The following is a 12,164-nucleotide window of genomic DNA, read 5'->3' as shown; positions in this document are numbered from 1 at the left end:
TTAGAATCTAAAATGTGAAAATGCTTTGTTTGCGTCAGCCATTCTGTGAGTATCATCTTTCTTCTTCACGGCAGAGCCTTCACCCTTCGCTGCTGCGATGATCTCGCCAGCTAACTTTTCCTTCATAGTCTTCTCATTTCTCTTGCGAGCAAAAAGAATCATCCATTTGATACCCAATGAAGTCTTCCTTTCAGGACGTACTTCAGTAGGAACTTGGAAAGTTGCACCACCTACCCTACGGCTTTTTACCTCTACATTAGGAGTGATATTGTTCAAAGCTTTTTTGAATACCTCAAGACCTTGAATCTCGTCGCCATCTTTTCCAAGCTTTTGCTCTACGATGTCTAACGCATCATAAAAGATACCATAAGCGGTACTTTTCTTTCCATCTAACATCAAGCTGTTAACAAACTTGGTCACCAAAGCATCACTGAACTTTGGATCTGGCAACACATATCTCTTGGCCGGTTTTCCCTTTCTCATTTTTGACTTAAATTATATATCTTAAATATTACTTCTTAGCGTCTTTAGGCCTCTTAGCACCGTATTTAGAACGCCTTTGCGTACGACCGCTCACACCAGCAGTGTCAAGCGCACCCCTCACGATGTGATACCTTACACCAGGTAAATCTTTTACCCTTCCACCTCTGATCAACACTATTGAGTGCTCTTGGAGGTTATGACCTTCACCTGGAATATAGGCATTCACCTCTTTTCCATTGGTCAACCTTACCCTAGCCACTTTTCTCATCGCTGAGTTTGGCTTTTTAGGAGTAGTGGTATATACCCTTGTGCATACTCCCCTTCTTTGCGGACATGAATCTAACGCTGGTGATTTTGACTTGGAAACCAGCTTCTTACGTCCCTTCTTTACTAATTGCTGTATAGTAGGCATTTATAAATATCTTTAAGTAACCCAAATTTTAGAACTGCAAAGGTAGAAATATTCAAATTGATTACAAAACCTCTATGTAAATTATTTATGATCTATTCTCCTTGTTACCAGTCTTTTCCGATTTAACCCTTGTTTTATGACTTAATAACCTCGTTTCTGAGCAAAAAATCGGCAATTACTAATGCCGACATTGCATCTACAATTGGTACCGCACGGGGCACTACGCAAGGGTCGTGACGTCCTTTTCCCGAAACCGTCACTTTATTCCCGTCTTTATCAAGGCTATCTTGGTCTTGCATGATAGTGGCCACTGGCTTAAATGCTACCCGGAAATATATATCTTCTCCATTCGATATCCCTCCTTGGATTCCGCCCGAATGATTGGTCTTGGTACGGAAGTTCCCATCCTCATCTTGGTAAAACTCATCGTTGTGAGCAGAACCTGTAAGCGCTACCCCATCGAAACCACTTCCATATTCAAATCCTTTCACCGCATTGATACCCAGCATAGCCTTGCCCAGCTCAGCATGAAGTTTATCAAACACAGGCTCGCCTAAGCCAGCAGGCACTCCTTTGATCACACCTGTTACCACCCCACCTATAGTATCTCGGTTTTTTCTGGTATCGTCTATCAAGGAAATCATCTCCTCAGCCATTTGCTCATCGGGGCAACGAACAATATTGTTTTCAATCTTGCCCATGTCCAACTCCGTGTAAGGCTTTTCAAGACGAAGCCCTCCTACCTGAGAAACATAGCTCATTACTTCTATGCTTTTTTGCTTCAAGAACTGCATTGCCAAAGCACCAGCGGCCACTCTCGCCAAGGTTTCCCTTGCCGAACTCCTTCCTCCGCCACGGTAATCCCTTACACCGTATTTTACCTGATAAGTATAATCTGCATGCGACGGGCGAAAATGGTCCTTAATATGCGAATAATCTTTGCTGCGCTGATCGGCATTGAAAACCACCATCATAATGGGAGTCCCTGTAGTTTTACCCTCAAATACGCCCGACAGAATCTCTACTTTATCGGCTTCTTTCCGCTGAGTAGTGATCTTAGATTGCCCAGGGCGACGCCTGTCCATTTGCAATTGGATAAACTCCTCGTCCACCTCTATTCCAGCTGGGCAGCCGTCTATCGTCACGCCTACTGCTTTTCCATGCGACTCGCCAAATGTGGTAATCCTAAAAATATGTCCGTATGTATTCATGTAAATATCTTCTCTTACTTATAAGTTTTCCTCTTCAGATTTTACACCTTTGTGCAAACCAAATTCTAATTTGGGGTTTCAAAATTACGATTTATAAGTTTAAGCCGCTTATACCCTCCTAAATAATTTGACTAACCTTAAATCATCCTTTTTGACGGCATGTCCTATCGGGATGGCAGTTGAAATAAAAAGCAGACCCCAAATCCTTTTCTTATAGTATAAATCTTTATCATTGAATATGCCCATCCTTTTACCCACTAGCACAACAAAAACCATAGCTTGAACCAACAATGGACATAACCCACAAGACCAGAAACTGCTTAAATTGCAACACCCCACTCTCGGAAGAGGAAAACTTTTGCCCTAACTGCGGGCAAAAAAATACCGATTACAAACTAACCGTATGGGAACTGCTCAAAGAGTTTGTGACCAATTACATAGATATTGATTCTAGGTTTGGAAGGAGCCTCATTCCATTTATGTTCAAACCTGGCTACCTCACCAATGCCTTCATCCATGGAAAAAGGATGAAATATGTCCATCCTGTACGCTTCTACCTAATCACCAGTTTGTTGTTCTTCATTACTTTGTCTTATGTATTTGAAATAAATGAAGCAAAGTGGCTGCCCAGAGAACCTGACCTGGATGCGAAGCTTAAGGAAGAGTACAAGAAAGATAGCCTCGATTATAGTTTGATAAAAATTATAGACGAGCACATAGATAATGGAGTACTGACCGAGGAAGATGGGAAAGCCATTGCCGCCAGAATGAACAAGGAAGACAAAATGCGTTTGCTTTCCCTCAAGCTAGACCAAGATTCTACCAATTTGGAAACGGACACACTTTTGGGAGCTAATTATCTTTACAATGAAGACAAAGTCTATTACATCTGGATTCGGCAAAAGGACATGACAGCCGATGCACTACTCGATTCCATACAAGCCTCTAATAAAAATATGATGAACCGCTTTGCGGCAAACAGGTTGATCAAACTAGGACAAAACGACCCCAATATCATACTGGTAGAAATGATAGAGAATATCCCTACGATGGTCTTCTTGCTCATCCCAATATTCGCATTTTTCCTCAAAATCTTGTACATCAGATCCAAAAGGCTTTACCTCGAACACCTCATTTTTGGGTTTCATCTTCATACCTTTATTTATTTTGCGCTCACTTGTTCCATGCTTTGGGCTCACTGGGTTGGGGATGGAGGACTTTTCTATGCCATAGTGCCACTTATTATTATCGTCTATACTTTTGCTATGTTCAAGAGGGTATTCAAGCAAGGTTGGATTAAAACTTTTTTCAAGCTGGGCATCCTCTCCTTTGTGTATTTTTTCACAATTTCATTCTTCTCTGTTTTCGAAGTAATTATTTCATTTCTAATTTTCTAAGAAACTGTTTGGGAATCATATTTAGAAATTGTTATCGCTTATTTTGAATGCAGAATGAGGTAAAGCTGACAAGGATAGCAGGGATATCTGTATTTTTGGGCAATCACTAAAAATCAATAAACATGTCGATCAACAATAAACTCATCCAATTTGGAATAGGTGGGATGATTCTTTTCTTTATTTCTTATGCTCTTTTAGGTGGCTTCTCAAGCATCCACGTGGAGAAAGAGAAAGCCGAGCCTTTTTACATAAAGGGGAAACATTACCATGGGCAAACCAACAAAAGGGAGTTCCAAGAATTAGTTTACAGCATGATGGAATTGAAAAAAAATGGCGAGCTGGCTGGCGAGTTCACCATTTGCTATTGGGGCGATCCCGACAGTGACGATTCTTTGAAAGTAATGGTAGGCGTGGCTAGCCCAACACTTCCCGAAGTTACTGATTCACTGGTAACTGAAAAAATAGTACTCGAAAATGTACTTGTCGGTAGTTTTGAAACTCATTTTTTGGGAGCGCCGAGTCCATCTAGGGTCAATGATAAGATTAAAGAAACTGTAGCAGAAATGGGCATAAAGACCGAGAAGCTTTATATTGAGCGATATTTGAAAGGAAATAATATAATTACCCTTGTGCCTATTACCCAATAAAACTGCAACAAGCATTAACATGGTAAATATTTATCAGAATAAAGAAAAGCTAAAATGGTTCATCGTCGGATTTGCCCTGCTAATCGGTACGTTTTCCATTTTTTATACCAACCAGTTAGTCAGAAGTCTGGCTGACCGAGAACTTGGGCAAGTTGATCTGTTGGCAAAAGGCTTGGCATTCCTTATTTCTGGGTCTGGCGGCGATCAAGAAATTCACTTCGTGCTTACCGAAATTGTGGATGCGGACAATACCATCCCGCTCATATGGACCGATGCCGACGGAGCTCCTCAGGACAAACGAAATCTTACTATACCCAACAAAATAAAGACGAAAGAAGAGGAAATTGCCTTTTTATACGAACAAATAGAGCTTCTAAAACAGGAATACGAACCTATCGTCATTCGCGTAGATGGAAAAATATTGGGATATATCTATTATTCAAATTCGTACCTCATTACCCAGCTCAAGTACTTTTCCTACATCCAATTATTCGTCATCGGCATCTTGTCCGTGTTGTCTTATTTCGTATTTAGCTCGGCGCGAAGGGCTGAGCAAAATAGGGTGTGGGTAGGGCTCAGCAAAGAAACTGCTCACCAGCTGGGTACACCTATTTCCTCGCTAATGGCTTGGGTAGAATATCTGAAAACTGCCGAAGGTGTAGACCAAAGCATTATTCCAGAGCTGTCAAAAGACATTCAGCGCTTGGAAATGATCACCGCCCGCTTCTCCAGCATAGGATCGGAGCCTACGCTCAAAGAAGAAGATATTTTGGATACCGTGGAAAACATAGTTGGTTACCTCCAAAAACGAATTTCCACCAAGGTAAAATTCACGATAACACCTAGATACGGGGAAGAATTGAGGGCTAAAATCAATGTTCCTCTTTTTGAATGGGTGATAGAAAACCTTTGCAAAAATGCAGTAGACGCAATGTCAGGCATTGGGAAAATCGAGATTTACCTAAAAACTTCTAAAGATGACCGCTATATAGAAATTGATGTGAGCGATACAGGCAAGGGAATTCCAAAATCGAAAATGAAAACTGTTTTCCAACCTGGCTATTCCACCAAAAAGCGAGGCTGGGGGCTAGGCCTCACGCTTGTGAAAAGGATAGTCGACAACTACCACAACGGGAAAATCTATGTGCTCAAATCGGAAAAGGATGCAGGAACTACGTTTAGGATTTTGATTCCTAGATATTAATCCCTACCAAAAAGTATCTTCAATATCAGGTTCGCCGCTGCCGTAGAGAATGGTAGCGATGAGGAAAACAATGGAGGCGATAATAAGCCCATACATGAAAATGGTGTAGGAAGTTCGGAGGTACTTGTACTTCTTGCCCAGCACCGATCCCAAAAAGTAAATATCGCGAATCATACTGCCGTAGAGGTATTCCGAATCGTTGATGAGTTCATTCATCCCCCACTCAAAATCTTTCAATTCCATTTTGTGGAAATTGCCGAAAAACAGCAGGTTTGCCTGTTTCTTTTTAATATCTTCTTTGGTGAACTTTCCTGTGGTGATGGAGGGGCGGGTGGCGAAAATGGCAAAAACGATAGCTGCAAGGCAGACAATCATTAGAATAACGGTGGGAATAATGAGGTGAGGGTTTGAGTCAAGCTTTCGCATCAAAACACCTATAACGATAGTGATGAGGATAGAGTTGACCGAGATCATGATGTTGGCTTTCGTATCAGCCATGGCACTGAGGTCTACATGATTTCGTGAGGTCACCCTAAACATAGTTTCAATCCCCCTTTCTGGTCTGCCCTCTACTTTTTGAAGCTTCTTTTTTAACTTTTTCAGTTCGCCCAAGTCTATATCAAGCTCATCAGACAGGATATCATCTTTTTGATTATTTATCTTATCTATTTTCTTGTTGAGCTTTTTAAGGTTTTTCTGCTTTTTAGCTTCTAAAACAGTTTTTCCATATTGCGTGAAATATTTATGTTTTCGAGCAAATTCAACTGTATTGGCATACCAATCTTCCTCCGAATGCTTCAGCGTACCCAATGAAGAACGCTCCCTCATGAGCGAGGTGGTTTTCTTCAAAAAACCCTTTCCTCCAAGATGTGCCAAGTCGGCATCACAAATCACTTGCTCCAATTTATTTTTTGGCTTTTGAGGCATCTTGGTCGCATCAATCGCACTTTTTACCTGATCAATTTTTTCTTGGGGATAGTCTATTTCCCGAAGGTAGTTCTCGGCAATATTTTTACTAGCCTCTTCGTGTTCATCTATCTTATCTTTATGCCCCGTATCGTGAAACCATGCTGCAATCAACAAAATTTCCATTTCCTCCTCAGAAAGATTGTTTTCCTTACCAATCTCATCGGCAGCATCTATCACATCCTGAGTATGGTTGAAATCATGGTACTCCAAATGGGAAGGAATTTCTTCCTTGAGTAAATTTCCTGCGTAATCTGCCACGCTTTCTAATACAGATTTCTCTGATTGAGTGGTTTGTTGTGAATGCTCCATTAGGATTTTAGTATCAAAATCAACTTCTCACTTAATGAGTGTATATCGTGAGAAATCGAACTATTTTGTAAAAGTCTGCCCGAAATTCAGTTGTATGTCCGTAAAACATATCTAGTTAAGTTCCTAAATCAACGTTCATAAAACTAGCCAATAGTGGAAACCCAACCAATAGCTAAATTAAAAATGGGCAATTGCAGTCTGAAAGTAAAATTTTGGCAAACCCCATGCCCAACAAATGTAAAAAAAATAGCATATACCTTTTACTTCCCTCCCAACTAATATGATAAATGTGAATGTAATCAACTATGAAACTTGGTTAGAACTTAACTAAAAGTTGATCATTTTGATTTTTTTTGGTATCGTTGCTTTTGAACCCAAGTCTATAGGGAACGTTTGAAATTGCTTTTTTAATTGTTTTTAATTAGACACTTAATTTTTTTATCCAGAAAGCATTTGACGACACCCACAAATCAATACTTCCCTGATAATACCTACCGACATAACTAACTGTAGGTATAACTCACGCATTAATTCGCATTTGAATTATAATGTTTTACACAACATACGATTAAATATGAACAAGAAAAGAAAACTACTCTTATTTGCCAGCTTTTTCATTTTTGCTGGAGCTGTCGGCTTTCAGGTAGTCGATGGAAATTTGCACTTGCTCCAAAGCCCAGGAGCTACCGTAAAGGGTTACCAAGAAAGTGATTATGGCTTGGGCAGCAGCTATGTGGACAGCCTCAAGCCTTACCCCGAACTAAAAGCAGGGGAACGAGCTCCTTTCAACATTTGGGAATATGCCGGAAGGGGCAAAAGCTCTTTTGGAAGTCCAGAACTCCCCATGAGCTGGGAAGAATGGATCGCTTTCCACAAAAAGCAAAAGCCCGAACTAATGAAAGATGTAGATGAATATATGGCTACTCGCTTCGATTTTAGCGGAGAAACAGTGGAAGGTCAGTATATGTCTGGTGGAAGAAAGGCGATTATGGCCGGACCAATAGCCAATTTACCTAAAGGGGTAAAGTCTTTTGAACAATTCAACCAACTGTCGGCAGAGGAAATAAAGCGTAAGAACTTGTTTCCATACAAGCCGCTGGCGCACCCCTTGCAGACTACGGCGCATATGGTTTTTCCAGACAATTGGAACAAATCCCATCCAGAGCATGAGCGAATTGATTTAGACCACGATTTCCCCGACGAGTATTTGCCTGAATTTCCTCCGCCAATGTTCCTTACTACACACAAAGAACTGGGAGATGTAACCAAAGGAAGGGAAGTAACGCTTGCGAATTACTACGAAATATTCGATGGAATTCTCACTCCTGAGCAAATGGAAGGATTGAAAGAATTATTAAAGCCCACGCCTACAACATGGTTCAACCATACTACCCATAGGGTAACCATAGAGCCGAGTGCTGGAGTATCTTGCTTCTCTTGCCACGTGAACGGCCATACAAATGGGGCATTTGAATTAGGGCCAGATAGCCGACCAAACCTCGCAAGGCTTAGGGTTGAAACTCCTTCTATGAGAGGAAACTATAACCTTATGCAACTCTCCAGCAAGCGTTCTATCCGAAGCATGGATCACTTTGCCGAAGTAGAAGAATATTTTGATGGCGACCCAGGAATGCAACAGGCTATAGGTGCAAGGTCGCAAAAAAGGGAAGTGACCAACCGAATGGGTGACCTCAACTCTATTCTCGATTTTCCTCCCGCACCGAAGCTTGGACCAATGGGCAAATTAATGAAGGATAAGGCTACCGAACAAGAGTTGCTTGGCGAAGCAATTTTTAATGGGAAAGGAAAATGCTCGGCTTGCCATTACGGCCCTGCTTTTGTAGACGATTATATGCACGACTTGCAGACTGAAAGGTTTTATGTGGGCAGACCTGAAGGTCCTATCAAAACCTTCCCACTCCGAGGTATCAAAGATTCGCCTCCTTATTTGCACGATGGCAGATGCCCTACTCTTGGCGATGCCGTTGAATTCTTCAATATCGTATTGGAACTCGATCTAGATAAAAAAGAAAAAGAGGCACTGGTAGCTTATATGCTTTGCCTCTAATGAGAAATTGATATCCTAATTTTTGCCACAAGTTTCCTTGTGGCATTTTTTTATTTCACGCCCCAAAAAACAATTGACCGCTACTTGGACTTTCTATAATGAGATACTATTTTTTCCCAGAACATAAACACCCATATTTTTTATAACACAAACCAACAAACATGTTAAAAGACACAAAACTAGCAGTGCTGATAGACGGCGACAATATTCCTTCCAAATATGTTTCCGAAATGATGGAAGAAATTACCAAGTACGGCACCCCTACCATTAAGCGGATTTATGGTGACTGGACGAAGCCCCACCTTACCAAATGGAAAACCATTCTGCTTGAAAATGCCATCAACCCTATCCAACAATACAGCTACACCACGGGGAAAAATGCCACCGACTCCGCCATGATCATCGATGCCATGGATATTCTCTATTCGGAGAAAGTAGATGGGTTTTGCCTCGTTTCATCTGACAGCGACTTTACCAAATTAGCCACCCGCCTGCGCGAAGCAGGGATGCAGGTATTTGGGATTGGCGAGAAGAAAACGCCCGACCCTTTTATAGTAGCCTGCGACAAGTTTATTTATCTCGAAATTTTGAAAAAAGATACGGACGAAAAATCGGAAGGGAAAGAAAGTTCGAAAAAGGCGAATGTGGACAAAATTACTCCTAAAGTGATGCGCTTGCTCAAAAACTCTGTAGACGATGCCGCTGAGGACGATGGTTGGGCATTTTTGGGCGATGTAGGCTCGCTCATCCTCAAGAAACAGCCCAACTTCGATGCCCGTAACTATGGTTTTGAAAAACTCACCCCTTTCTTCAATTCCATCCCCCAGTTTGAAATAGAACACCGAGAGCAAGGTAATGGAAAGTATAAATTGGTATTTGTGAGAAACAAGAGGTAGGCAGGGTTATAATACTCCTTCCACATCAAAGTATAATTCTTCAATAGAAATTTCGATACCGATTGACTGAAGTTGGACTCGTGAAGACAACCCTTCGTATCGGCTGATTTTCCACAGGTCTGACTTCGGTTTTTTGAAATAAACCTCTACTACCGCTTTATCTTGCTCTATAAGCACATACTCTTGCAAGCTTGGGATTTGGCGATACTGGTAAAATTTATCGCCCCTATCATAATCTGCTGTGGATTTTGAGAGTACTTCTACTACCAAAATGGGGTTTACCACTGCATTCTTGTCTTTCCTTGAGGGTGCTAACTTATCGCACACCACCATACAATCGGGATACAAAAAACTATTTTGAGTTTCAACATGCAGCTTTATCTCACTTGTAAGTGGCTTACAGTTTGAAGAAGCAGTTTTTAATCCATTCCTCAGTTCAGAATAAACATTTCCGCAAAGCAACCCATGGTTGAGAGAACCTCCCGCCAAAGCAAACACCTCCCCATCGTGAAATTCATATTTCACCCCAGTTTCCTGCTCTAAACTGACATAATCCGAAATGGTAAGAGAATGTTTATTGCTCACTTTCATTTGATTTTATAAGTTTTCACATGCCTAATATAATTCATGGATTACCTTTTCTTGCACTTATTCATAGAAATTTGGCTAACCTCTTGCTATATCTTATAAGACACTTTTCTCAAAAAATAGTTCACAAAAAGCCCATTTCCCGAACGATCCGAGAAATGGGCTTTGCTATTTTAGGGATGTATGCGCCTACCTCCCGCCTTTGTGTTTTCTTTCGAATTTATCTCCTTTCCAGTTGCCATCTAGCAGCACCTTGCCTTCCTCAGAATACACCACCCCTTTTCCTTCTCTCACACCATTTTTCCAGTTGCCCACATATTTTTCTTTTTCGTGGGAGGCAAATGTATAAGTACCATAGCCTTCAATCACACCATCCACAAATTCCCCTTCGTAAATATCCCCGTTAGCCCATGTGTATTTGCCATTACCGTGTCTATAGTTATTCTTCCAAGCCCCTTCATACACACCTTTCGACTCGAAAACCCCAATTCCATAGCCGTTTGCTTTTCCATCTTTCACCTCACCAAAGTATCTCACCTTTTTACCCCCTTCTTTTTCAAACTGGAGCGGACCGTAAGCATTTTGTACAGTTTCCAATTCCTCTTCCAGCTCTTGGCTTTTCAACACAGACTTATTGAGGGCAAGAATTTGCTTGTTCATTTCTTGTTTCAAAGAATCTACCTGCTGGGCTTGTGCCAATAGGCTCGTATTGAGGGAATCGATTTCCCCTGATTTCACCCCATTCACATAAGCCAACCTTTCAAGTGAGGTTTTGAGGCTGTCAGAAGCCATTTCCAACATTTGCTCCGAGGCAAAAAACTCTTCTACCAAACCCTCCCAGTCCATTCCATCTACTGCCCCAACCTTGCCATACCACTCCATAGCTTCGTCGTGGTTGTGCCGCAAGAGGTTTTCGTTTGCCTTCACAAGGCTCTCCAGTTGCGTTTTATACGCTTGCGCTTCGTCCATTTGCTCTTGGGGAGCATCTTGTGATTTCCCCATAAAAATCAAACTTCCTATAAGCAACACATTGGCTGCTAGGGAGACGGTCAACAATATAGCTCTCTTAGTTATCTTCATCTTTTTGTTGGTTTAAATTAGCATTACTGCTTGCTTAAATCACTTATAGTTTTACATGCTAGTATTTACTAGTACCCTATGTTAATTGGTGGTAATTTCTTTTCAATCTTTCTTGCATCGAACCCAAACAGTACGTTGAGCCTGATCACATGACTTTTACCGTATTCGTAGCCAGATTTATCCTGGCCGTATGTCCACATATGGCCAGCAAAAAAAGTGACATTCTTGTTCAGTACATACCCAAAGCCATTATAAGTTCTGAAGTCTTCAAAGGCATCGTACACCACCGACTTTCCCGAATGCATGAACAGCTCCACACTGGGAGAAAAGAAAAATGTTTTTTCTTTGATCTTTTTATTGTTGATTGGGATATAGGCAAAGAGCTTATACCTGTACCTATTTGTATAATTATAAGGCGAACCCACTTTGTTTTTCTTCTTCCAACGGTGTTCAAACCTAAATTGGTTATAGATTTTCACCCTGCCCATAGGCGGCATCATGAGCAACCATTGGTGCCAAATACGTGGTTCATAAGTTACTTTTTCGTACTCAGGATCTCCTGGATGTGGCGTAAAATTCAATACCAACGTAGGGCCTATAACTGCTTCAAAATACTCGTTGAAAAAAATATTTAAGCCCGCTCGGTTGTAGATTTGACGCACCATTCCCGTAAAATCGTGGAGATTTTCCTCACTATTTTTAAATCTTAGGTGGTGCTCCCCATAGTATCCAAGTTTCTTGCTAAGCTTCACCTTAATATAAGCTCCATACCACAATCCCGTCTCACGCAAATAGGACTCGGACTGGTCTTGGGAAACCGCTTTTTTTTCCATCAACAGCAAAATCAGCACAAAAAAGATCAGTGTTCTTTTGAGCATAGTTTTCAGTTTATCTTCATAA

12 protein-coding genes are annotated in these 12,164 nt (G+C 41.2%); 5 read left to right on the top strand and 7 right to left on the bottom strand.

Annotated elements, in window-relative coordinates:
- The 3 genes from rpsG to aroC form a co-directional block, all read right to left on the bottom strand.
- Positions 1 to 483: a 30S ribosomal protein S7 gene (gene rpsG, locus R9C00_03020; GenBank protein ID WPO36413.1), complete on the bottom strand. Its 483-nt coding sequence runs from the start codon at positions 481 to 483 to the stop codon at positions 1 to 3.
- 28 nt (positions 484 to 511) lie between these two features.
- Positions 512 to 895, bottom strand: coding sequence for a 30S ribosomal protein S12 (rpsL, locus tag R9C00_03015; GenBank protein WPO36412.1), 384 nt, complete (start codon positions 893 to 895; stop codon positions 512 to 514).
- Positions 896 to 1,029: 134 nt separating this feature from the next.
- Positions 1,030 to 2,106, bottom strand: coding sequence for a chorismate synthase (gene aroC, locus R9C00_03010; protein ID WPO36411.1), 1,077 nt, complete (start codon positions 2,104 to 2,106; stop codon positions 1,030 to 1,032).
- A 290-nt stretch (positions 2,107 to 2,396) separates the two neighbouring features.
- Here aroC and R9C00_03005 point away from each other — a divergent pair, with 290 nt between their 5' ends.
- From R9C00_03005 to R9C00_02995, 3 genes are all read left to right on the top strand, one after another.
- A complete protein-coding gene (locus R9C00_03005; GenBank protein ID WPO36410.1) occupies positions 2,397 to 3,503 on the top strand; it encodes a DUF3667 domain-containing protein in 1,107 nt (368 codons plus the stop codon).
- Between the two features lie 122 nt (positions 3,504 to 3,625).
- Positions 3,626 to 4,150, top strand: coding sequence for a hypothetical protein (locus tag R9C00_03000; protein ID WPO36409.1), 525 nt, complete (start codon positions 3,626 to 3,628; stop codon positions 4,148 to 4,150).
- Positions 4,151 to 4,169: 19 nt separating this feature from the next.
- Complete coding sequence (locus R9C00_02995) at positions 4,170 to 5,354, top strand: HAMP domain-containing sensor histidine kinase (protein ID WPO36408.1); 1,185 nt, start codon at positions 4,170 to 4,172, stop codon at positions 5,352 to 5,354.
- 3 nt (positions 5,355 to 5,357) lie between these two features.
- On the opposite strand, the gene R9C00_02990 is transcribed toward R9C00_02995, so the two are convergent.
- Positions 5,358 to 6,632: a DUF5706 domain-containing protein gene (locus R9C00_02990; GenBank protein WPO36407.1), complete on the bottom strand. Its 1,275-nt coding sequence runs from the start codon at positions 6,630 to 6,632 to the stop codon at positions 5,358 to 5,360.
- Between the two features lie 574 nt (positions 6,633 to 7,206).
- Here R9C00_02990 and R9C00_02985 point away from each other — a divergent pair.
- Together R9C00_02985 and R9C00_02980 are read left to right on the top strand one after the other, a co-directional pair.
- A complete protein-coding gene (locus tag R9C00_02985) occupies positions 7,207 to 8,700 on the top strand; it encodes a cytochrome C (GenBank protein ID WPO36406.1) in 1,494 nt (497 codons plus the stop codon).
- 161 nt (positions 8,701 to 8,861) lie between these two features.
- Positions 8,862 to 9,596, top strand: a complete 735-nt coding sequence (locus R9C00_02980; GenBank protein ID WPO36405.1) for an NYN domain-containing protein — start codon at positions 8,862 to 8,864, stop codon at positions 9,594 to 9,596.
- Positions 9,597 to 9,602: 6 nt separating this feature from the next.
- Here R9C00_02980 and R9C00_02975 read toward each other — a convergent pair whose 3' ends face one another.
- The 3 genes from R9C00_02975 to R9C00_02965 form a co-directional block, all read right to left on the bottom strand.
- Positions 9,603 to 10,181, bottom strand: coding sequence for a Uma2 family endonuclease (locus R9C00_02975; protein WPO36404.1), 579 nt, complete (start codon positions 10,179 to 10,181; stop codon positions 9,603 to 9,605).
- Between the two features lie 192 nt (positions 10,182 to 10,373).
- Positions 10,374 to 11,264: a hypothetical protein gene (locus R9C00_02970; protein ID WPO36403.1), complete on the bottom strand. Its 891-nt coding sequence runs from the start codon at positions 11,262 to 11,264 to the stop codon at positions 10,374 to 10,376.
- Positions 11,265 to 11,332: 68 nt separating this feature from the next.
- A complete protein-coding gene (locus tag R9C00_02965) occupies positions 11,333 to 12,142 on the bottom strand; it encodes a DUF2490 domain-containing protein (protein ID WPO36402.1) in 810 nt (269 codons plus the stop codon).
- Between the last annotated feature and the right edge of the window lie 22 nt (positions 12,143 to 12,164).

The sequence above is a fragment of the Flammeovirgaceae bacterium SG7u.111 genome (assembly GCA_034044135.1).
Classification (GTDB): Bacteria; Bacteroidota; Bacteroidia; order Cytophagales; family Flammeovirgaceae.
Note: the sequence above shows the minus strand (reverse complement) of the source record. Positions and strands in the feature narration are given on the sequence as shown.